The 21,441-nt window shown below is 46.6% G+C and carries 19 protein-coding genes and 1 tRNA gene; 12 read left to right on the forward strand and 8 right to left on the reverse strand.

Going from position 1 to position 21,441, the window contains the following annotated elements; all coding sequences use genetic code 11:
* The first annotated feature begins 155 nt into the window (after positions 1-155).
* From H8S64_RS04675 to H8S64_RS04685, 3 genes are all read left to right on the forward strand, one after another.
* Positions 156-752, forward strand: a complete 597-nt coding sequence (locus H8S64_RS04675) for an acyl carrier protein phosphodiesterase (protein WP_186975175.1) — start codon at positions 156-158, stop codon at positions 750-752.
* 17 nt (positions 753-769) lie between these two features.
* Positions 770-1,609, forward strand: a complete 840-nt coding sequence (locus H8S64_RS04680) for a mechanosensitive ion channel family protein (protein WP_186975176.1) — start codon at positions 770-772, stop codon at positions 1,607-1,609.
* A gap of 136 nt (positions 1,610-1,745) precedes the next feature.
* Positions 1,746-3,389 carry a B12-binding domain-containing radical SAM protein gene (locus H8S64_RS04685; protein ID WP_186975177.1) on the forward strand — a complete coding sequence of 548 codons (1,644 nt, stop codon included), beginning with the start codon at positions 1,746-1,748 and terminating at the stop codon, positions 3,387-3,389.
* A gap of 1 nt (position 3,390) precedes the next feature.
* Here the strand turns inward: H8S64_RS04685 and H8S64_RS04690 are convergent, their stop codons facing one another.
* Positions 3,391-3,963, reverse strand: coding sequence for an anthranilate synthase component II (locus H8S64_RS04690; protein ID WP_186975178.1), 573 nt, complete (start codon positions 3,961-3,963; stop codon positions 3,391-3,393).
* A 173-nt stretch (positions 3,964-4,136) separates the two neighbouring features.
* On the opposite strand from H8S64_RS04690, the gene H8S64_RS04695 reads away from it, so the two are divergent.
* From H8S64_RS04695 to H8S64_RS04710, 4 genes are all read left to right on the forward strand, one after another.
* Positions 4,137-5,384 carry an MFS transporter gene (locus H8S64_RS04695; RefSeq protein ID WP_186975179.1) on the forward strand — a complete coding sequence of 416 codons (1,248 nt, stop codon included), beginning with the start codon at positions 4,137-4,139 and terminating at the stop codon, positions 5,382-5,384.
* Positions 5,368-6,114, forward strand: a complete 747-nt coding sequence (locus H8S64_RS04700; protein WP_186975180.1) for a lysophospholipid acyltransferase family protein — start codon at positions 5,368-5,370, stop codon at positions 6,112-6,114. Before H8S64_RS04695 ends, H8S64_RS04700 begins: the two co-directional genes overlap by 17 nt.
* Positions 6,115-6,194: 80 nt before the next feature.
* Complete coding sequence (locus H8S64_RS04705) at positions 6,195-7,169, forward strand: aminodeoxychorismate synthase component I (RefSeq protein ID WP_186975181.1); 975 nt, start codon at positions 6,195-6,197, stop codon at positions 7,167-7,169.
* Positions 7,170-7,180: 11 nt separating this feature from the next.
* The gene (locus H8S64_RS04710) at positions 7,181-7,780 is read left to right on the forward strand and encodes an aminotransferase class IV (protein WP_186975182.1); all 600 of its coding nucleotides are present in this window, start codon (positions 7,181-7,183) and stop codon (positions 7,778-7,780) included.
* Between the two features lie 2 nt (positions 7,781-7,782).
* On the opposite strand, the gene H8S64_RS04715 is transcribed toward H8S64_RS04710, so the two are convergent.
* The 5 genes from H8S64_RS04715 to truA form a co-directional block, all read right to left on the reverse strand.
* Positions 7,783-8,484 (reverse strand): hypothetical protein, encoded by a 702-nt coding sequence (locus H8S64_RS04715; protein WP_186975183.1) that lies wholly within the window; start codon positions 8,482-8,484, stop codon positions 7,783-7,785.
* A 73-nt stretch (positions 8,485-8,557) separates the two neighbouring features.
* Complete coding sequence (locus H8S64_RS04720) at positions 8,558-10,381, reverse strand: MutS-related protein (RefSeq protein WP_186975184.1); 1,824 nt, start codon at positions 10,379-10,381, stop codon at positions 8,558-8,560.
* 428 nt (positions 10,382-10,809) lie between these two features.
* Positions 10,810-10,882, reverse strand: a tRNA-Phe gene (locus tag H8S64_RS04725).
* A gap of 76 nt (positions 10,883-10,958) precedes the next feature.
* The gene (locus H8S64_RS04730) at positions 10,959-12,113 is read right to left on the reverse strand and encodes an Lnb N-terminal periplasmic domain-containing protein (RefSeq protein WP_099292157.1); all 1,155 of its coding nucleotides are present in this window, start codon (positions 12,111-12,113) and stop codon (positions 10,959-10,961) included.
* Positions 12,110-12,874 (reverse strand): tRNA pseudouridine(38-40) synthase TruA, encoded by a 765-nt coding sequence (truA, locus tag H8S64_RS04735; protein WP_186975185.1) that lies wholly within the window; start codon positions 12,872-12,874, stop codon positions 12,110-12,112. Before truA ends, H8S64_RS04730 begins: the two co-directional genes overlap by 4 nt.
* A gap of 159 nt (positions 12,875-13,033) precedes the next feature.
* On the opposite strand from truA, the gene H8S64_RS04740 reads away from it, so the two are divergent.
* From H8S64_RS04740 to H8S64_RS04760, 5 genes are all read left to right on the forward strand, one after another.
* Complete coding sequence (locus H8S64_RS04740; protein WP_099292159.1) at positions 13,034-13,720, forward strand: YggS family pyridoxal phosphate-dependent enzyme; 687 nt, start codon at positions 13,034-13,036, stop codon at positions 13,718-13,720.
* 125 nt (positions 13,721-13,845) lie between these two features.
* Complete coding sequence (locus tag H8S64_RS04745) at positions 13,846-14,841, forward strand: dihydroorotate dehydrogenase-like protein (protein ID WP_186975186.1); 996 nt, start codon at positions 13,846-13,848, stop codon at positions 14,839-14,841.
* 4 nt (positions 14,842-14,845) lie between these two features.
* Positions 14,846-16,027 (forward strand): transglutaminase-like domain-containing protein, encoded by a 1,182-nt coding sequence (locus tag H8S64_RS04750; RefSeq protein WP_186975187.1) that lies wholly within the window; start codon positions 14,846-14,848, stop codon positions 16,025-16,027.
* A 164-nt stretch (positions 16,028-16,191) separates the two neighbouring features.
* Positions 16,192-17,802: an ABC transporter permease/M1 family aminopeptidase gene (locus tag H8S64_RS04755; RefSeq protein ID WP_186975188.1), complete on the forward strand. Its 1,611-nt coding sequence runs from the start codon at positions 16,192-16,194 to the stop codon at positions 17,800-17,802.
* Between the two features lie 30 nt (positions 17,803-17,832).
* Positions 17,833-19,554: a golvesin C-terminal-like domain-containing protein gene (locus tag H8S64_RS04760; protein ID WP_186975189.1), complete on the forward strand. Its 1,722-nt coding sequence runs from the start codon at positions 17,833-17,835 to the stop codon at positions 19,552-19,554.
* Between the two features lie 139 nt (positions 19,555-19,693).
* Here H8S64_RS04760 and H8S64_RS04765 read toward each other — a convergent pair whose 3' ends face one another.
* Together H8S64_RS04765 and H8S64_RS04770 are read right to left on the reverse strand one after the other, a co-directional pair.
* On the reverse strand, positions 19,694-20,539 hold the full coding sequence (locus tag H8S64_RS04765; RefSeq protein ID WP_099292163.1) for a PepSY-like domain-containing protein: 846 nt from the start codon (positions 20,537-20,539) through the stop codon (positions 19,694-19,696).
* 56 nt (positions 20,540-20,595) lie between these two features.
* A complete protein-coding gene (locus H8S64_RS04770; RefSeq protein WP_099292164.1) occupies positions 20,596-21,441 on the reverse strand; it encodes a PepSY-like domain-containing protein in 846 nt (281 codons plus the stop codon).

The raw sequence follows: 21,441 nt of genomic DNA on the forward strand, positions 1-21,441 counted from the left end.
TTACAACGTTTATATGCTTATTTGCCCTGCTTATTTGACAAAGATAATTAAATAGTCCGAGGTTTTTGTTATTTTCGCGTGGGTAGAGTTGTTAAAAATAGTCCTATTCATTTGAAACTTGTTATAGGCAATTAACGTTGAATCCGAGTAGTAAGATGAATTATTTGGCACATATATTTCTTTCAGGAGATAACCGGAAGATACAAATTGGAAATTTTGTCGGGGATGCGGTGAAAGGGCATGCCTATAAAAAGTTTTCCCCCGATTTCCGGAAAGGAATATTGCTGCACAGGGCGATAGATGATTACACGGATCATCACCCGTTGGTGCGTGAAGCTATCGAACTGTCAAGAGGAGAATTTGGCAGGTACGCCGGGGTGATAACAGACATTTTTTTCGATTATTTCCTCGCAACGGGTTTCAGACGCTATACGGGAAAATCCTTGCGACGGTTTGCTTTCGGGTTTTATGCTTCGTTGATTGTGAATTACCGTTATTTACCGGAGCGTTTTAAAGGATTCCTGTGGCATTTTATTCTCACCAATCGTTTGGTGAAGTATGCTTCGTTAGCGGGAATCCGGCGTTCTCTGGAGATTATGGTCGAGTATAAAAATCTGGGAGTAGACCCGGATAAAGCCATTGGATTTCTCGCGGCGAACCGGGTACAGTTGCAGGGTATATTCGAACGATTTTTTCCTGATGTACAGGAAATGAGTCGAGTGAAGTTGAATGAAAATATGATTATTAACTAGATAAATAAAAAAAGAGTATGGAAGAATTATTTACAAATCCGTCTAATGTTTCTATGGATGCGTTTTTGAGCAGGATGGTAGATTTGGGGATTACCGTCGGCTCTAAAATTTTATTTGCTGTTATTGTTCTGATCGTGGGGCGTTGGATCGTGCGGCGATTGAACAAGTTGGTGAACAAGATTCTGACCAAACGGGAAGTGGATGCTTCGTTGACTACCTTTGTAAGGAGTTTGGTGAGTATCACGTTGAACTTGTTATTGGTTATCGTGATTATTGGAATACTTGGAATTGAAACCAGTTCGTTTATCGCCCTCTTCGCTTCTGCCGGTGTTGCTGTCGGTATGGCGTTGAGCGGTACACTTCAGAACTTTGCCGGGGGAGTGATGATTTTGTTGTTTAAACCTTTCAAGGTTGGCGATTTCATTGAAGCACAGGGACAAAGCGGTACGGTGAGAGAGATACAGATTTTTAATACGATACTTACCACGGCTGATAATAAGGTGATCATTATCCCGAATGGAGGTTTGTCAACCGGCTTGATGAAGAATTACTCCAAGGAACCGACTCGTCGGGTGGATTGGGAGTTCGGTATCGCTTACGGGGATGATTACACGAAAGCGAGAGAAGTATTAGCTCGTTTATTAGATGCTGATTCCCGAGTGTTGAAAGAGCCGCCTTATTTTATAGCCTTGACTTCATTAGGCGCGAGTTCCGTGAATATCGTGGTTCGTGCTTGGGTAAATTCCGCCGACTACTGGGGTGTTTATTTCGATATGAACGAAAAAGTGTACAAGACATTTGCACAGGAGAATCTGAATATTCCTTTCCCGCAAATGGATATACATTTGCATCAATAGGTTTAATAAGGTTTGTAAAGTTCATAAGGTAAGATTCTGTTTAAAGGATTACCTTATGAACTTTTTTATTATCTTTCACCCTCGAAATCTTGGAAGTCTTCCGGAATTTTATAAACCTTATAACTTTATACACTTTATGAACTCATTAGTTTGGTTGGATTTGAATTCATCATACGCTCATTCTTCTTTGGCTCTTCCGGCGATTCATGCGCAAGTGAAAGGAGATGAAGGAGATGTCACGTGGAGTAAGGTTTCGGCGACGATTAATTCAAACGTGGGGAGTGTGGTTGCGGAGATCGTGGAGAAGAAACCGGATATATTGGCTGCCACGGCATGGTTGTTTACTCATGAGGTGTTATTGAAGATAACTTCGCGGGTGAAAGCTCTGCTGCCGGAATGTACGATTATATTCGGCGGGCCGGAGATGTTGGGTGATAACGGGGAGTATTTACGAAGATACCGTTTCGTGAGTTGCGTGTTCCGCGGGGAAGGGGAGATCGGTTTTCACGAGTGGTTGAGGGTATATGATCGTCCGGAGGATTGGTATTCGGTGACGGGACTTTGCTGGTTGGATGCCGAAGGAGTGTATCATGACGGCGGATTAGCGAGGGTGATGGAGTTTGAGCAGTTACAAGTACCGGAAACCAGTCGGTTCTTTGATTGGTCAAAGCCTTTCGTGCAGTTGGAAACGACACGGGGGTGCTTTAATACTTGCGCGTTTTGCGTGAGTGGTGCGGAGAAACCTGTGCGGGTGCTTTCCGTGGAGCGAATACGGGAGAGATTAACTGTTATCCGGGAGCATGGCATCCGGGATATACGTTTGCTCGACCGCACGTTTAACGGGAGCTCGGAACGGGCTATTCGTTTATTGCAACTGTTCCGGGAGTTTGCCCCCGCGATGCATTTTCATCTGGAGATACACCCCGCTTTGCTTTCCGATGAGGTGAAGGTGTTGTTGCGGGAGTTACCGACGGGTTTATTGCATTTGGAAGCGGGGATACAAAGTCTGCGGGAAGAAGTACTGCAAGCCTGCCGTCGAATCGGTAATTTGCAGGCGGCTTTGGATGGTTTGCGTTATTTGGCGGGATTGCCTAATCTTGTCGTGCATGCCGACTTGATAGCGGGATTGCCTTTATATACCTTGGAACAGATGGTTGCTGACGTTCGGGTGCTGGCTTCATTCGGCACAGGTGAAATTCAATTGGAGTTGTTGAAATTGTTACCCGGCACGGTGATGCGGGAGGAGGCAGAGAGCTTGGGAATAATATATTCTCCGGATGTACCTTACGAGGTGTTGTGTACCCGGGAGATGAGCGTGGAGGATTTACGGCAAGCCCGGTTATTGTCCCGCTTGATAGACGGATTTTATAACGCCGCGGCATGGCAGGAAGTGGTGCGCCGCTTGATAGTTCATGATGAACATTTCTTGCCGGATTTCTTGTCGTGGTTGGAGAGGTTGGAACTACTGGAACAACCGTTGAGTCTGGAAAAACGGGGAGTCCTGTTATATGAATTTTGTGAAGATCGTTATCCGGCATTTTTAACGGATATTTCCGTGGCGTGGATCGTGGCGGGTATTCCTTTTGCCAAAGAACCGGGCAAACGGTTGAAACCTTGGAATAGTGAAATTCCGGGAGGCATCACGGTTGTAACGGGTGAATACACGGAAGTGATGAGGGTATATTATTTCATGGATGGGGTAAAGGAGTACTGGTTCGGTTTTGACCGGGGAAAGTCAGCATCGAAGCCTCTCTTTGTCGCTTGTCGGGGAATAGATTGAATTACAAGGTGATCCAGTTGCTTATGATTTCCTTTCCATGAGAAGTGATGATGGATTCCGGGTGATATTGGACTCCGTGGAGCGGGAGGCTTTCGTGATAAAAAGACATGATATTGCCCTCTTCGTCAACGGCGCTTATTTTCAAGCATGGAGGAAGCGTTCGCGTGTCAACAATCCAAGAGTGGTAACGTCCTACCTGCACGGGGGTGGCGATTTCATGATAAAGCGTGTCCGCGGAGTCGGTAATAAAAAGAGGACTCGCGTGCCCGTGTTTGGGATGCTCCAATTGTTGTAAGCGTGCCCCGAAACATTCGGCTATTGCCTGATGTCCAAGACATACGCCAAGTATGGAATGTGTATGTTTGCACCGGTCTATGAGAGGGAGCAGGTCGCCTGCTTCTGCCGGGATGCCGGGACCGGGCGAGAGCAGAAGTTTGTCGTAGCGGTTAAGAGCGGAAAAGTCTATGTTATCATTGTAGACAATATCGAATTGGCAATTTTCACATTCCCGTAAAATCTGAACGAGATTGTAGACAAAAGAATCGTGATTGTCAATGACTAGAACGCGTTTCATGAAGGCAATTTGTTTTTTTACTTTGCAAACTTTATAAACTCTTTCGGTTGCAAAAGTAGGAATTCGGAGCTAAATAAACTACCTTTGACCTGACAGTTTTTCGGGAGAAGTGCGTGATTCCCGGGGTTGCAATGAATTTGCAACTTGTAGTCTGTTGGTTATAAGTGTATGTTATGGCAAAAAGAAAAAATTGGTTCTCCCTGTTCTTCACGAATTATTTAGGAGTATTGAATGATAATTTCCTGAAGACATTAGCGTGCTTTATTTGTATCGCTTGGGTGGGTAAAGAGAACGAGTCAATGGTCGTCACGTTGGCATCGGCTGCATTGGTAATTCCCTATTTATTGTTTTCCCCGTTGGCGGGACGTTTGGCGAAGATATACAAGAAACGGAAAATCGTGGTATGGGCAAAGTTCGCGGAGATGTTGATCATGCTCGTGGCCGCGGCAGGGTTTCTGGCGCACTCGACATCGCTCGTGTTGGGTTCTATCCTTCTCATGGGATTGCAAAGTGCTTTATTTTCGCCCTCTAAATACGGATTGATACGAGATATCGGGGGTGAAGAGGGTATTTCTTTCGGTTCGGGTGCAATGGAAATGTTTGCTTTCGTGGGGATTCTGACCGGAACGCTGATGGCTGCTTTCCTATCGGAAAGCGCGGGTATTCCGGTGTTGTGTGCGATCCTTTTCGGGGTGGCGTTATTCGGTTGGTTGTCGAGTCTGACGATTCGTGCGAACGAGAGCGAACCGTTGAAAGAGAGTCACGAGACGTTGAATCCCTTGAAGTTCGTGAAAGATATGTTCTTGCGTGCGAAAGCTTTTAAAGGATTGAACCTTATCGTGGTAGGACTTGCCACATTTTGGTTTATCGGTTCCATGATACAGATGGTGCTTATCGTGTATTGCCGTTCCGATTTAGGGATGAGTGATTCGGAAACGGGTATCGTGATGTCGTTGGCGGCTATCGGTATCGGGGCGGGGTGTTATCTGGCGGGAGTGTTATCCCGTCATGATGTCGAATTAGGGTTGGTGCCGTGCGGGGGGATTACCACGGGACTGATGTTGTTGGCAATTTTTATTTTTGATGCGGGGGGAGTGTTCTTTGCCGTACTGGTATTCTTTGCGGCGTTTTTCAGCGGGATGTTCAAGGTTCCGTTGGATGCTTGGATTCAGGCAAACGTGAAAGGACGAGAGCTGGGGGATATGTTGGCTTATTCTAACTTGATTACATTCTTGTTTATGCTTTTTGCTTCGGGATGTTTCGGGGCGATAAATATGTTTTTTGATTCCAGAATTGTGTTTATTTTTCTTGCGGTACTGACGTTCGCGATAACTTTCATCCTGTTTGTCAGAGTGACTGAAGTCCGAGAACGGTTCCGTAAATTGAGGATAGTAAAGTTTTTTTATGGTAGCAAGGTATAAAAGAGTATTGGCGGCTTTTTACCGGGGCGTGTTGAGTTCCCGTTACCGGGTACATTTGAAAGGAGCGAAATTGTTGACAGAGTCGAAGACAACATTGTTTCTGCCGAATCATCAGGCTTCGGTCGATCCGCAGATCGTGTGTTCTCAATTATTGCGTTACACGGATGTATCCCCGTTAGTGACAGAAGGGTATTTTAAGATTCCTGTTGTGGCACAGATACTTCATTTGATGGGAGCCGTGCGGGTTCCCGATCTTGAAAAAAGCCGTCGGGGCGTGGAAGTCGTGGCAGGATTGAACAAGGTCGTGGTGGACGCTTTGGCAGCAGGCAGAAACGTGTTGATTTATCCGGCAGGACAGTTGACCAACGGCGGGCTGGAGCATGTCGGTAACAAACAGGGTGCGTGGCAAGTGTGCCGCCAGTTGCCGAACGGAACGCGAGTGGTCGGTATGCGGATTCAAGGATTGTGGGGGAGTATGTGGTCTAGGGCCAAGACGGGAAAATCTCCTAATTTCTTGTGGACTTATATGAAAGCTGTCTTTTACGTGTTGGCGAATTTCATTTTTTTTGTCCCTCGTCGGGATGTGACAATTACCTTTGAAGATATCACGGGGGACGCCGTACGTTACGCGGAAGAAGGAAGACAGCCTTTTAACCGCTATCTGGAGAGTTTTTATAACGCGGAAGGAGAGGAGAAGCCGCTTTATTTGAAGCACCTCTTTTATAATTGAAAATGGAGAATTGAAAATGAACTCTTTCGTCGGTAAGCGGGGCGGAAATCATAAATCTAAAATCATAAATCTAAAATAGGATGACCGCGAATGAAATAAAAGAGCGAATGAATCTGTCGGGAGGTCGGCGGGAACCATTCTTGTTCGGGGTGGATTTCGAGTTGACAAAAGGCTTTTTTATACCTTCTCCCTTGCAACAGCAGGACATTCTTTTTGAAGTAGGAGGTGTGACGAATGTACCGGAAAACAAGAATGTTCCGAGAGGAGGGGTGTTTGAGCGACATCCGGTTTCCCGTGAGGAATACGAGAGGAAGTTTAATGTTGTGAGGCAAGGATTGATGAGGGGGGATTCGTTTTTACTAAACTTGACTGTTGCGACTGCTCTTGAAACGGATTGGACTTTGGAGGGGATATTTTATCGGGCACGTTCCCCGTATCGTTTGTTGGTGCCGGATGAATTTGTCTGCTTCTCTCCCGAGATTTTTGTGCGAATCAAGGACGGGGTGATTTCATCTTTCCCGATGAAAGGAACCATTGATGCCCGTGTGCTGGATGCCGAGCGGGTGATTCTTGAAGATTACAAGGAGCGTGCCGAACATTATACCATCGTGGATTTAATCCGTAATGATTTGAATCGGGTTGCCGAGCGGGTGCGGGTTCCTCGTTTCCGTTATATCGATCGTTTGGGTACAAGTAACGGGGAAATACTTCAAGTGAGTTCCGAAGTGGCGGGAGATCTGACTGGAGATTGTTTCTCCCGTTTAGGAGATATCGTGTTCGGGCTATTGCCTGCCGGTTCCATTTCCGGGGCACCGAAACCCTCGACTCTGAATATTATCGCCCGTGCGGAAAAGGAACCCAGAGGTTATTACACGGGTGTATTCGGTTATTTTGACGGCGAAGGATTCGATTCGGCGGTAATGATCCGGTTTATCGAGCAACGGGACGGAAAGTTCTATTTCCGTAGTGGCGGGGGAATCACGATCAATAGTGACCGGGAGGCGGAATATAAAGAAGTGTTGGAAAAGGTGTATCTGCCGTTTTGTGATAATTAAATATATACGGTATGGAAAGTAGTTTCGTGGAAACAATCAGAGTGAATAACGGGCAGTTTTGCCATTTGGCTTATCACGAATGTAGGGCTAGGGCTACTTCTCTTGCTGTGTTCGGTTGTCGTTTGGAATGGGATGTTGCCGGAATGACTGTACCTGATGAGGCACGCCAAGGGGTGGTGAAGTGTCGTGTCGTGTACGATACGGTAATAAGGGACGTGACTTTCTCTCCCTATACTTTTCGGCGTATCGGTTCTTTACGGTTGATTGAAGATAACGCGATAGATTACCGTTTCAAATCAACCGATCGTGTTGCGCTTGAACATGTATTTGCGCAACGGGACGGGTGTGATGATGTACTTGTCGTGCGGCAGGGGATGATAACCGACACATCATTCTCTAATATCGTGCTGGAAGATACCACGGGGTTGTACACGCCCGATACGTTTTTACTCAACGGTACCCGGCGTCAGCGATTACTTGACGAGGGTGTCGTGCGGGAGCGTGTTGTTCCGGTGAGTGAACTTTATCGTTATGACCGATTATACTTGATTAATGCCATGATCGGACTTGAAGACAACATATCACTTCCGTTGAGTGCGGTGAGATTCTGATATTATTCTGCCGTTGTCCGGTAATACACCCGTTTGCTGGTTTTGAATATCAATTCCATTTTATCGTAATTGACGAAGGCCTCGCTACGGAAATTCGTGAGCGGGTTGCTGGCAAACTGGATGTAATCTTCTTTTAACAAATACCATGTCCCGTTGGCTTCTCTTGTGGTATTGGCTGCAATATCGAGGATGCTGAATCTATAAGTATAGTCGGGATAAAGCGTGAACGTGAATCTCTCGGACGGTTTGATATTATTGGGAATATAGGTGATATAACTTCCGGTTAAAAGACGTGATGCCTGACATTTTGTTTCCGGGTTAAGACTGATGGCACGCGTGATAATGAGTTTCTGTCCGGGAATTTGTTCAACCTCATCGTTGGGGGTAATATAACCATAAAATTGAGCGTATACCGGAGTCCCCTCGGGTAGATGTAATGCCTTGTATTCTTTCTCAACCTTGTAGGCCTCTTCACCGAAGGTAATCGAAAGCGATTTCCCCGTGGCACAATCTTTTAGTGTTGCTTTTTTGCCTGCAAGCACGTATTCTCCGGCAAAATAGTAATCGGCAGCGGAGGTCGGCATGGCACTTAACACGGTATCCACGGATGTTGCAGGTTGCCGTGCTTCTTTTGTTTTTGCTTTATTTTTGCATCCGCAAAGGACGATGATGATAGATACGAATAATAATGCGTGTGTTTTCATTGCTTTTTTGTTTTAGAAGTAAAACGGGGAAAAAGCTTGAAAGGTTCACGTATTTAGAATTTAGATAGGGTATTTAGACCAATTTCATTTTTTCCAATAATATTGAAGCATTCATATTTTGACTGATACCGGGTTTCAACTTGTAGTCGTACACGATGTCATCATCGGTATGAGTGATCTCGAAACAACGATTGAAATAGTGCTCCGGTTGAGTATCCGCAAGCGCACCGAGTTCCAGATCATGCGTGGCAACGAGTCCGGCAATGGGAAGTGTCAGTAGTTTTTGCAGGAAACGACGGGAACCGTTGAGTTTGTCGCGGGAGTTCGTTCCTTTCAGTATCTCGTCGAGAATGATAAATGTTTTTTCTTCCCGCTCTGCCATGGTAACCAGCTTTTGCAGGCGAAGCAGTTCGGCATGAAAATAAGAGGTGCCCTTGGCAAGATCATCAACCGTGCGCATGCTGGTAAATATCGCCATCGGTTGAAACTCGAACGAGGAGGCACGTACCACCGCACCACAGCAAGCCAGCACTAGATTAACCCCGACAGCACGCAGGAATGTACTTTTACCTGCCATATTAGCCCCCGTGATGATATAGAACTCGTGAAGACGGTCAATCCCGAAATCATTTGTCACGCAACCTTCGGCGGATAGCAGGGGATGCCCGATAGCCGCACCTCGCAGGATCACGTCCGTGTTCAGCGCGGGAGTGACAAAATCCGGGTGGTTGTACTTGTAATTGGCGAGGCTGACAAGAGCGTCAAGTTCTCCCGTGGCGTTTACCCATGCCGGGATGGCTTCGGCGTATTCCCGTTTCCATGCCACGAGCCGTTTAAGTAAATGCAATTCCCGTAATAGTAGCCCGTTCAGTAATATGGCGACCAACACGTTAGTACGCTGGTCAAAACCTTCTTGAATCTTGCGCAGGGAACGGAGTGCCGTGTCCGCATTCGAGGAGGTGGAGAACAATTGCTCTCGAACGGATAGCAGTTGGCTGCTATGGCACGGGAAGTCGGCAAAATGATGGATTAACTCGTGCAAGTTGCTGAACGAACGTGTAAACTCATCCAACCGCAGGTGCGCCCGAAGCGTGCGACTCGCCGGGACATAGCAAAGAATGAGCGAGAGGCAGGAAAGCGTGAACGGGAGATTCCAAGCTATCACGGAAAAGATATTCAATATCCATGCGGAAATGGTGATTACCGGGAGAATATACAGAAACGGCGTGATCCAACGGGGCAATGATTCCCGCTCTTGTTGCCATTTTTCGATTTGTTGTATGGCGAGAGGGGATACCCGTTGACTGTTTCCCGTGGCACGAAAAGCGTGACACCAGTCCGGGTTGCCGCTTAACTCGCTTGCCGCTTGTTGCCGTGCGGTGATTTCTTTTTCTGACTTCAAGGGATTGAGCAACCACTGGCGCATCTTTTCCCTTCCGTGAGGAGTCACCGTCCGATTGACCGCTTGAAAAAGCGAGCTGTCACCGAAAAGATCGAGATCATGCGCGTAAGGATGCGTCTGATCTTTATATTCGTTTCCCGCGGGGAGGTGTTGCAGGTTTCCCGCCAGATATTCCAACTCCACTTCCGAACATTTTTTCAATTCACTCAGGAATGCGATCTTCTTCAATAATTTGGTTTCAAAAATGTTTATAACTATAAACAAGGCAATCGCTACAAAGAAAGCGCAAAGGTAAACGACAGCACTCGTGTTCGCAAACGTGTATATAAAAAAGACGGCCGAGAGGAATAGGATGATTTTTACTAGCGTGATCCCGTTCCGTTTCTGTTTGTGATTCTTCAACAGTGCGGTTACTTCTTCTAATTTGCCGTGATAGTATTGTTCAGGTTGTTGCATGACTCGTGTGCTGTTTTTCGCGAATATACGGCTAAACATGGAATTTTCATTGTTTTTTATGGTGAATCTATAGAGAACCCACTGTAAACCTACCCAAGTAATACCGTAATCCTACCTCATCTTCAGTTATGCTCCGTTTATCCTCTGAACTTCCTGTTATCTCCAATATAGAAATGCTGGAGTTAAAGCAGAGTAGCATCGGCACTATGTACTTATTACCCTAGGTCTTGGGTAGGTTTACAGTGGGTTCTCTATAGGAGTTTGTAGAGTAAAGAAGTGTATTTGGAGTATGTTAAATTTCAATTTTTCACAAGAATAGCGGTTAAGTATCTTTTGTATTTGATTACTCCATGTTTATGTCTGAATTCTAGTTTCTGGTTGACAAATTGGTTGACAAAACGGTCAAAAACACCTAAAAATAACCAAAAAGAAAAAGAGAGTCACTTTTGTAACTCTCTCTGATTCAGTGGTGCCACCAGGAATCGAACCGGGGACACAAGGATTTTCAGTCCTTTGCTCTACCAACTGAGCTATGGCACCATTTTGGAATTGCGAGTGCAAATATAGAGGTTTTATTTGAACTTGCAAGGCGTGGGATGCAAAAAGTGGAAAAATATTATTTCTGTACTTGTCGCAAACGGATGCAGAGGTATATCATCCACACGAAAATGACCATGGAGGCGTAAGGTACTGCCGGAATGAAAAGGAACCAGAGCAGGAAGCCGATGATTAGGACGTAGAGATATACGAAGATGTATTTGTTGATAATCCACGGTAATTTCTCTTTGCCGATAAAAAAGGCGGCGATGAGGTTGAGTGGATTAGCCCAAAGAGCGTTGAAGTTGGGGTACATCGTGGGATGTTTGGTGAAAAAGCAAAGGAAGACGATAAGGCAACCGATGATACCCGTGATGATAAAAAACGGGATGGCAATGGCTTTCAACAAGCGTCTGCTTCTGTATTTTTGCAGGAGCAGGATAAGTGCTAACGTGCAAACGGCAAAGACAAAAAACGGGGAAATGTACCACGGGTTATTGGGAGTCTGGTCTGGGGCTTGGTAAATCACTTTAATCGGTTCAACCAGAGGCTTGCCGTTGAAATAGGCAGAGTCCAGTCGATACATGAGGTAATCGGGCAGGAACATCTGTTCCCGGGTGGTCACGATAGAGGTTGCAGGGGAACCGAGAATGGTATGGATACCCCATTGCGTCCACTGGGAGCGGCAGAGATATTCGTCCAACATGTTCCAGAAACTCTTGGTGGAAGGTTCTGCTATCCACGTGATACTGTTGTCGGTGCTTTTCTCGACAATATCCCTCGCTCTGGTTGTACAGTTGTCGTAAAGGAAGTTATAGAGATAAGTCCGGTTTTGTGGCTGATAATTTTCCACGAGTAGATCCATGAGTCGTTGTTTCTGAATGGAGTCCAGATTCAAGATTTGCGAGTACACGCTACGTTCCTCGTAAACATAAGAGGCCATGAAGCGGTCGAAATCCGAACAGGACAATTGATAGGGAAGTAATCCTCGGGCGAACTTGAAATAGAAACCTTGCGTGTTGAAATCAAACGTGCCATAGTTGAATACGATATCCAAATTATTTGCCTTGTCAGTGACACGGATGCCCGTGTGCCCGAAAAGAGAGTAGAGTTCATTTCCCGGTGCGCACGTGAGGATGCTGATCGTGGCATCTTTCGTTAGTTTGATTGCCGATGTGTTTCGGGCAAACATACATAGAAAAAGGATGAATAATATGAATATTTTTGTTTTCATGCTTCGGGTGTTAGTTGTGTTTTACATGGCGGATACTCGATATCGCAGAGGAACAGTGCGTTCCCGGGGACTGAAGTGCCCGCGTTGCAGCGGTTTTTGCTTTCGATGATTTGTTGGAATTGTTTCAAGTCGATCCGTTTCTGACCGATGTCTAGCAGGGTTCCCACGATAGCCCGTACCATGTTTCGCAGGAAACGGTCTGCTTTTATCGTGAAGACAAGTTGTTCGTCGGTTTCTTCCCATCCGGCTTGCATAATTCGGCAAATATTGGTTTTCACGTCCGTGTGGAGTTTCGAGAAACTGGTGAAGTCCTCGTAACGTGTAAGTAACTCGCATGCTTGATTCATTAACCGGATATCGGGTAACGGGTGAGGTGTGTAAGCAAACGGGTAGGTGAACGGGTTCTTTGTTTTATTGATGTAATATTTGTATGTCCGCGAGAGCGCAGAGAACCGGGCATGAGCGTCCGGAAGGACGGGATAGATCTCTTTTATGGAGATGTGTTTCCCTAGGAAACGGTTAAGCTTATCGGTCAGGGCTTTCGTGTCCGCTACGGGAGTGACGCTGTCGAAATGGGCGACAAAAAAGGATGCATGCACACCCGTGTCGGTACGTCCGGCGCCGGTTACGTTGATGTCTTGCTTTAGCAACAGGGACAAGGCTTTGTTTATCTCTTCCTGCACGGAAGGAGCGTTAGGCTGGATTTGCCAACCGTTATAACCACTTCCGTTGTAAGCTAGTTCTATAAAATACCTGTGCATATTTTTCCTTTTGAAAGTCCAAAATTAACACAATTCGGGGAGACTTGCAACCGTCGGTGTAAAGTCTTAAAATTTTAAGATGTTTATCCCGACATTATGGATTTTACGTTATATTTGTAAGTCCATAGTTTCACGGACATCGATAAACGTTGAAATGAGATGAATAGTATAGCTGAAAATTTGAAACGTATAGCCGATAGTTTGCCGGAAGGGGTAAAGCTGGTGGCTGTGTCAAAAACGAAGCCGGTAGAGGCGATAGAAGAGGCGTATAATGCCGGACAACGGGTGTTCGGGGAGAACCGGGCACAGGAGTTGGCGGAGAAGTACGAGGTGCTCCCGAAAGATATAGAGTGGCATCTGATAGGACATTTACAAACCAACAAGGTGAAATACGTGGCTGGATTCGTGGCAATGATTCACGGCGTGGAAAGCTTGAAGTTGCTGGAGACGATAGACAAGGAAGCAAAAAAACACAACCGGGTGATCCCTTGTTTGTTACAATTCCATGTGGCAAAGGAGGAAACGAAGTTCGGGTTGAACATGGAAGAAGCCCGGGAGTTATTGGAAAGCGAGAGTTACGCGAACATGAAGAACGTGCGGATTGAGGGTGTGATGGGAATGGCGACTTTCACGGACGATCTGGTGCAGGTTCAGGAGGAATTTCGGCATTTAAAAAGGATATTCAATGAGTTGAAGCAACAGTATTTTGCGGATAAATCGGAATTTAAAGAGTTATCTATGGGTATGTCCGGGGATTACAAGATTGCTGTTGAAGAAGGAAGCACGATGGTGAGGGTAGGAAGTTCGATATTCGGGGCAAGGCAATACAAAGCAATTGAAAATTGAAAATGCAGAATTGAAAATGAAATGAGAGAATAACAACTTGCAACTTACCGAAGGCAAATGTAACTTGCAACTTGTAACTCGCCGAAGGCGAACAAAAATCATAAATCATAAATCTAAAATTAATTATGGCAGAATTGAAGACGAAGTACATGGGACTGGAATTACGGAGTCCGATTATTGCGGCGAGTTGCGGGTTGACTTCCGATGTTGAGAAGATGGTGGAAATGGAAGAAGCGGGCGTTGGGGCAGTCGTGTTGAAATCTATTTTCGAGGAACAGATAAACCAAGAAACGAGCGGTGTGTTTAATGCCGGGTACGGGATGAGTGATGGTTACCCGGAAGCGGAGGATTACATCAAGGCTTATATCCGTTCCAACACGATACAGAAATATGTAGAATTGGTGCGCAACGCCAAAAGTCGTTTATCGATTCCCGTTATTGCCAGCGTGAATTGTTTCAGTGGTGGTGAATGGGTTAGTTTTGCCCGTCAATTGCAGGATGCCGGGGCTGATGCTTTGGAATTGAATGTTTTTATTTTGCCTGTGAACGAGTTTACAGAGAGTGCGGAGGTGGAGAATGTATACTTTGAGATCATGAAATCGATCAAAGAACAGGTAAAGATACCCGTTGCCATCAAGATAAGTCATTATTTCACGAATTTATCGGCTTTCGTGGATAAGATGAAAGCTTACGGGGCGAATGCCACGACAATATTCAACCGTTTTTACGAACCGGATATTAATATCAATAGCTTGACAATGGGAGCGGCTTCCGTGTTCAGTACGGCGACGGAGTTGAGAACGACGTTGCGGTGGACGGGTATTCTGGCGGGTAAGGACAAGAATCTGGAGATTTCTGCTTCGACGGGAGTGCATAGCGGTGAGGCGGTCGTGAAACTGCTATTGGCGGGAGCTACCACCGTCCAATTGTGCTCCGTGCTTTACGAGAAGGGGATAAGCGTGATCGGTGAGATGAATACTTTTATCAAGACGTGGATGGAGTCCAAAGCTTTCGAGAGTATTGATGACTTCCGGGGCATGCTGTCTTACTCTTCCATCGATAATCCCGATTTATACGAGCGAGCACAGTTTATGAAATACTTTAGTAATAAATCCAATTAAATTCATGAAAAACCTATTTATCTTGTTGTTGTGTTGCGTGTGCGTGGCATGCGCGAAATATCCGGGAGTACCGGAAAAATACCATGCGTTACTGGACAAAGCTTTGGAAAAAGCGGGTGCTAATCAAACCGAGCTCGTGAAAGCTCTGAAGACTGCCGCACCCGAGATGAAAGAAGGGGTTGCTTTCCTTATTGCTTATATGCCGGAGCGTGATTTGACTTCCATGACAGGCGACGATTTGTTGTCGAACGTTCAATTGGCTTACGAGGCTCGAAATCGTTTTGCTTGGGCGAAGAGCGTGCCGGATTCAATTTTCTTGAATGACGTGTTGCCGTACGCTTCCTTGAACGAAACTCGCGAGAATTGGCGTGCCGATTTTTACAGGCGATTCGCCCCGTACGTGGAGAATTGTAAAACGTTGGACGAGGCGATTGCTGCCGTGAACAGGAATATCCGGGATGAGGTAAAGGTGGATTACAACACCGGCCGCGAAAAACCGGACCAGAGTCCGTTCGAGTCCATGCGCCAGAATATGGCTTCTTGTAGCGGGTTGTCTATTTTGTTGACGGATGCTTTCCGTTCTGTCGGGATTCCGTCGCGCATTGCCGGTACTGCCAACTGGCATGACAATCGCGGAAACCATAACTGGTGTGAGGTGTGGTTGGACGGGAAATGGTACTTCACGGAGTATTATCCCAACAAGTTGGATCGTTCATGGTTCCTTGCCGATGCCGGGAAAGCGGACCCGAATGACCGTATGCACGCTATCTGGGCTTCCTCTTTCAAACCGACCGGGGAGAGTTTCCCGCTCGTGTGGGATTTCAACATCAAGTATGTACCTGCGTTAAACGTGACTCAACGCTACCTTGATATTTACAAGCAAGTGTATAACGAGCAACTGGAAGGCGGAAATTACGTGAAGATGAAAGTGATGATGTACAAAGACAAGCGTAATACGCGCAAGTCGGACGACCGGGTTGCAGCCAACGTGGACATTTTCTGCGGTAAAGACCAGATCGGTGGCGGACGTACAGCCGGCCCCAGACAGGATATGAATGACGTGTTGGAGTTTGTCGTGGAAAAGAATAAAGAATACACCTTGTATTATTTCGATAAAGACGGGAAGTGGGTCGGAGAGAACGTGAAAGTGAAAGAAAAACCGGTAGAGGTGAAACTGCATCTGTAAAGAATGAAATATTCTAAATAGAAAATCCCGGAAGCGTAAACTTTCGGGATTTTTCTTGAATTATTATTTGTGTTACAATAATTGCCTTTTTTAATAAAATATCCCTATATTTGAGCGATAGGTGGTAAAGCTTTGTGCGTCGATGTTTTATTAAAATTCAAGCTATGAATCTACATGACATTTTACATGTTGCCTTGTACGAGGCGAAGCAACAGCGTAGGCAATGGGAATTTCGTTTATTTGTTTTTATTGCGGTGATTGGTATAACGTTGTACCAGTTCTTTTTGCAAGGGCAGGGCTACTGCTCGAACTGGAAGATGGTGGCTTTGCCTTGTTCCGTACCGCTGGTGAATGCTTACTTGTATAGTGTTGTGCAATCGCTGTTCGTGATTCTGATGGTTACCGATTTTCCTCGCCGGGAAAAGTTGGGCGGGGCGCTTGACCCTATTCATGCCCGCCCGATGGAGAACGGGGAATACACGTGGGGAAGGGTGTTGGGTAATATGATACTTTTCGGTGCGGTGAACCTGCTCGTGATGTTGTGCTGCGTCTTTTTCGTGAACTTGAATAGTATGGCGCCTCTCGGTATCCAATATTATATATTCTATTTCGTCACCTTGAACATCCCGTCGCTGGTCTTCGTGATGGGGTTGAGCTTGTGGTTGTCACGGGTGTTCAGGTGGCGTTACCTGACTATGGTGCTTTTGTTCTTGTGGTGTGTGGTATCTGTTATCTGGTTGCCTTATCGGTTGCACGGGATACTGGATTTCTTGGGTACAGGAGTACCTAACTTGTTCTCGGGCGTGACGGGACACGTGGGATTGTGGTATTACCTGTTGCATCGGCTGGGTTTCCTATTGCTGGGACTGGGACTTTTGGCTTATAGCGTGCGGGGCGTGGAACGCCTGCCAAGTACCTTGAAGCAAGTGAGGCGTTACTCGCTCGGGGGCGTGACGCTTGTCGTGTCGGGGCTTCTTTGCGGGGTGGTGATGGCGGTAAGTTATATACCTGCCCGGAATGCCCGTGAAAGTTACCGGGAGAGTTTCCGGAAACATTGGCTCGGCATGCCTTGTCATGTCAGCAGCCACGATATTACGCTGAGGCAGGAAGGTGAGAATCTTGATGTGCGTAGTGATCTGGTGGTATGCAACCTGAATGGCAAGGAGGTGAAACAGCCGCTTCTCTTCCTGAACCCGGGATTGCGTGTGACTGCGTTGGAGGAAAACGGGCGGGCGTTGCCTTTCACTCGGGACGGGCAGGTACTTGTTATCGATCGTTCCTTGGCAAGTGGCGATACCTTGCGTTTGCGGGTGTCATATTCCGGTAGGATCGATGAACGATTTACCGATTTGCATATACCGGATGATAGTTACGAGGATAGTTTCCGGTTTGACAATTTCTTTCCCACGGGACGGCGGAGCGCTTTCGTATCGGATGATTATCTTCTGGTGACCTCCGCTTGCGGGTGGTATCCGACGGCATTGCCTCCCGTGAACCCGGTATACCCGGTATGCAGCGGCAAGGATATGACCCGTTTTCGCTTGACCGTGGCTCATCCCCGGCAGCGGGAGTTGTTTTCCCAGGGGATCGCTTCCACCGGGGCGGATTCTTCTTATTTCCGTCCTTCCCACGTCCTGTCCGGGATTTCGCTTTGCGGGGGACAATTTGAAACGGTGGAATTGGATATTGACAGTATGAAATTTGTCGTGTCGTCTTTCGGGATTCCGGCTCCCTTGTCGGAGCATTTCGAGGCTCTCGACTTGAATGGAATCTAAGGGTACTTTGAGTACTTTTTTAAACCCGTGATGAAATTCGTCGATTTGAGTTGGTACGAGAAGGAGCAACCTTGTTATCGCTTGATAGAAACCCCACTTCCTTTTCGAACCGAGTTTAACGAGGGGCGATTGATTAGCGGGCAAATGGAGCCGGGTGTGGTATTTTTGCCGGAAAAGGAATTCGATATGAAACTTATGACGGTGTTGAATATGCCCATCGAGGAACCGGAACCGGATCTGGCATTTCTCGGTGAAGGTGTGGCGCTTCCTGAGCGAACGCCTTGGGCGGCTGGACACATGAGTATGTTATTCGGTAGTGCGGATAATCTATTTGACAATCATGAATGTAGCCATCCGATACTGCAGTTGGGTTTTGATCGGGAACGAACCGGGTTCAATCTTTGGAATATACATACGTTGTTCGCATCCCCTCGTTTGTCTGTTTATTCCGAGAAATATCCTTATGTTGGCGTGTTGATCGACAAGTTATATTCCGAGCGCAAATTTATACTCGGGCACGTGGGGATGTACGTTCCGCCGGAAGATGCCCGAAAAATCAATGCGTACGCACGGGAGCACAGTCTGGAAGAAGCCTTCCTCGAGCGGGGATTTCCGCGGGTATTGCTGGCTGGGATGATGCTGTCGAACGTTCGGGATCTCGTGAATTATCTCGGGTTGGAGGTTTCCGTGGATTCCCTTTTCAGAGCTTTGGATGACATTTATCATACCCGTTCCGGGGTGATTCATTTTGACGAATTATCGCGGGTATTGGGCGAGCGGGTTGGAGGTGATCTGGAACGGGTGTTCGAGAAATGGATCGGGGTTCGGCATGACCAATATTTTAAAGTAGCCGATATGAACAGTTATTTTTACCCGGATGATAAAGTGTATGGGCCGGGATGGATAGAGATTGAGGCGAAGGTCATGAATTGCGGAAAAGAAGGAGGCTTCGTGTACATGGATATGAGCGAGAAAGGGGAGAAAAAATATTATAGTTGTTACGTGGAGCCGGGAAAGGCGAAGGCTTTTTATATGGCACGGCGGGTGGAAAGGGCTTATGATTTGTACGGGAATTTCAACTCGGGAATGTCAATCAATCGACCTGTCGACTTCGAGTTCGTGCACGGGGAAAGAAGTAAACCCGCGGGGTTGGCGGAAACCCCGGGAAGATGGGTAGATACGGATATTGCGGCATTCCTGCCTGCCCCGAATGTGACCGTGGTGGACGACACGGACGAGGGGTTCTCGTTTGACGACCGGGCTAACCAGACGATCTTGCAAAAATGGTTCGGGGTTAGCCGGGAAGAAGTTTTCGGTCTTGTCGGGCGGCAAGAACTGCGCTATTGGACTCCCGTGATCAGGAACAATTACGAGGGGGATTCCCTTCGGCGGGCGTATTTCAAGAGCTTCGGCAAGGGCGATTGTTCTGCAACGTGGACTGCCCGCTTGAAAGAAAAAGGGAAATACCGGGTGATGGTTAAGACCAACTTGGAAAAAATAAGTTATGGAGAAATGGGCTTGGATTACTCCGATTTCACTTTAGCTTACACGATAAAACACGGGGATCAAGAGGAAAAGATCGACTTTAACATGGGTGAAGGGGTAGAAAACAGAACGATTGACGACTGGATGGTTCTCGGGGAATTCGATTTTCCGGCGGGGGAGGTCAGCGTGATTCTTTCGGATAAAGACGAGCGGGGACGAAAAGATATCGTGATTATGGCGGATGCCGTGAAGTGGGTGAGAATGTAGGAAGTTTGTAAAGTACATGAAGTCTATAAGGTCAATAGACCTGCGGTGCTTTGTCCACGGTTGCTCGGGTTGCCGTTAAACTCTGTCCAAAAGACACCCGTGTTTTATGGACTAATAAAAGGGACGAAAGTCCCTTTTATTAATTTTTCGGTGTCGTGGATATTACTTCCAGACTATTGGCGTTTATCGTGACATAAACTTCTTTGTTGCCTTGTTCTACCTCGAAGATGTAGACATTCGTTCCGTCGGCTCTTTCTTCATAATCGATGTCGTCGATGCGATAATTGGCGTATGCCGAGGTTTTCAGAACGTTCATCACGTTGGTGGGGACTTCACTTTGGCGAACTTCCCATGTCGTGACCACCCACTCGTTCTTGTGGTTGAATACCACGTCTTTTTTGAGACGGTTGTCGATGATTTCTATTTTCAACAGTCCTTTTTCCTGATCAATTTCCACGATGTTTGCTTGCGGGTATTTTTGTTTGATAAATTGCAGGACGGTTTGGGGCATCGTTTCCGGGAAATAGCCTTTGTTTTCTTTGTCCATTACCGTTTTCACGAGAGTACCGTTTTCAAGGTAATGTAGGTCTACTTCCTGTTCGCCGAGTTCCACCTCGATGATGTAAAGGGTTTCCATACCGTCTCTCTCGAGTTTATCCACGTCTTCCACTTTCCATTTGGCATATTCCCCGGTTTCAAAACTGTTACGGATAACGGCGGGCAGAGAGCGGAAGGATACGTCGCTTTCCGTCATCACCCATTTGCCGTTGTTGTCGAACCAAGCTTCTGCTTCCGTGAATCCGATGCGGAATTCGGCGACTTGATACGTGTTCTTCACTTCCCATTCCACTTGTTTGGCTTTCGGGTACTTGGCCTTAAATGCGTTCACGATGTTCTTGGCGGGGACGTAGCCGTCGCTTTTGCAACTGCTGAAAGCGAACATGGAGGAGAGCATGATTATTGCAGCGATAAATGTTGTTTTCATAATTTCATGTTAGTTTTTGTTTTACAATATAGCTTTTCACTCCTTATTACGTGTGATTACTTCACGATGTTTCCTTCCATGTCCACGGTTACGTAAATATCTCGGTCATTTTCTTTCTCCAATTCGAACACATACACATCGCCATTAGGTCTTTCCTCGTATTCGATGTCGTCGATTTTGTAGCCTTTATGATTTTGACTAATAGCGTTATTAATAGTGGTCATCACTTCTGTTGGAACTTCCGACTGTCTTACGTCCCATGAGGTGTACAACCATTCGTTTTGGGCGTTGAAGTGTACTTCTTTGGACTTACCCTCGTGGCGGATATCAATTTCAGTGATACCTTTCTCAACGTCTATATCCAATATCACGGCTCCCGGATAGCGGTTGTCGATAGCTGTCTTTAACGCTTCGGGGACAGTTGTCGGGTGGTGTTCATTATTGTTGTCCATGTCTTCCACGGCCTTGAGGAGCGTGCCGTCTGCCGCGTAGTACAGGTCAAATTCCTGTTTCCCTTGTTCTACCTCGATCACGTACACGGGTTCCATCTCCACTCGTTCGAGCATATCCACGTCGTCAATTTTCCAATCCTTGTACTCGCTTGCTTGAAATGCTGACTGTACTTCTGCCGGGAGATCGGTGTAGCGGATGTCGCTTTCGGTCATTACCCATTCTCCTTGCGCGTTGATCCAAGCCTCTCTTTCGATACCCTCGAGATAGAAGTCTGCCACGTAATGGTCATATTTCTTTTCCCACTCCACGCGTTGGGCGTTCGGGTACTTGGTGATAAATGCTTCCTGTATCTTCCCGTCCGGGGTGTAGTTGTCGTCGTTATCATCACAGCTCGTGAAAGCGAAACCTGATAATAAAAGTGCGGTAAAAAGAAAATTCTTTGTTCTCAT

Origin of the sequence: Butyricimonas hominis, from assembly GCF_014287455.1 — a bacterium.
Lineage (GTDB): Bacteria > Bacteroidota > Bacteroidia > Bacteroidales > Marinifilaceae > Butyricimonas > Butyricimonas muris.

Excerpts from the sequence above, each read along its gene's own strand:
- H8S64_RS04740 (WP_099292159.1), top strand. The coding sequence starts at position 13,034 with ATGAATAGTATAGCTGAAAATTTGAAACGTATAGCCGATAGTTTGCCG.
- H8S64_RS04700 (WP_186975180.1), top strand. The coding sequence starts at position 5,368 with ATGGTAGCAAGGTATAAAAGAGTATTGGCGGCTTTTTACCGGGGCGTG.
- H8S64_RS04750 (WP_186975187.1), top strand. The coding sequence starts at position 14,846 with ATGAAAAACCTATTTATCTTGTTGTTGTGTTGCGTGTGCGTGGCATGC.
- H8S64_RS04730 (WP_099292157.1), bottom strand. The coding sequence starts at position 12,113 with ATGAAAACAAAAATATTCATATTATTCATCCTTTTTCTATGTATGTTT.
- H8S64_RS04745 (WP_186975186.1), top strand. The coding sequence starts at position 13,846 with ATGGCAGAATTGAAGACGAAGTACATGGGACTGGAATTACGGAGTCCG.
- H8S64_RS04675 (WP_186975175.1), top strand. The coding sequence starts at position 156 with ATGAATTATTTGGCACATATATTTCTTTCAGGAGATAACCGGAAGATA.
- H8S64_RS04710 (WP_186975182.1), top strand. The coding sequence starts at position 7,181 with ATGGAAAGTAGTTTCGTGGAAACAATCAGAGTGAATAACGGGCAGTTT.
- H8S64_RS04695 (WP_186975179.1), top strand. The coding sequence starts at position 4,137 with ATGGCAAAAAGAAAAAATTGGTTCTCCCTGTTCTTCACGAATTATTTA.
- H8S64_RS04685 (WP_186975177.1), top strand. The coding sequence starts at position 1,746 with ATGAACTCATTAGTTTGGTTGGATTTGAATTCATCATACGCTCATTCT.
- H8S64_RS04765 (WP_099292163.1), bottom strand. The coding sequence starts at position 20,539 with ATGAAAACAACATTTATCGCTGCAATAATCATGCTCTCCTCCATGTTC.
- H8S64_RS04680 (WP_186975176.1), top strand. The coding sequence starts at position 770 with ATGGAAGAATTATTTACAAATCCGTCTAATGTTTCTATGGATGCGTTT.
- H8S64_RS04760 (WP_186975189.1), top strand. The coding sequence starts at position 17,833 with ATGAAATTCGTCGATTTGAGTTGGTACGAGAAGGAGCAACCTTGTTAT.
- H8S64_RS04705 (WP_186975181.1), top strand. The coding sequence starts at position 6,195 with ATGACCGCGAATGAAATAAAAGAGCGAATGAATCTGTCGGGAGGTCGG.
- H8S64_RS04690 (WP_186975178.1), bottom strand. The coding sequence starts at position 3,963 with ATGAAACGCGTTCTAGTCATTGACAATCACGATTCTTTTGTCTACAAT.
- H8S64_RS04770 (WP_099292164.1), bottom strand. The coding sequence starts at position 21,441 with ATGAGAACAAAGAATTTTCTTTTTACCGCACTTTTATTATCAGGTTTC.
- truA (WP_186975185.1), bottom strand. The coding sequence starts at position 12,874 with ATGCACAGGTATTTTATAGAACTAGCTTACAACGGAAGTGGTTATAAC.
- H8S64_RS04715 (WP_186975183.1), bottom strand. The coding sequence starts at position 8,484 with ATGAAAACACACGCATTATTATTCGTATCTATCATCATCGTCCTTTGC.
- H8S64_RS04720 (WP_186975184.1), bottom strand. The coding sequence starts at position 10,381 with ATGTTTAGCCGTATATTCGCGAAAAACAGCACACGAGTCATGCAACAA.
- H8S64_RS04755 (WP_186975188.1), top strand. The coding sequence starts at position 16,192 with ATGAATCTACATGACATTTTACATGTTGCCTTGTACGAGGCGAAGCAA.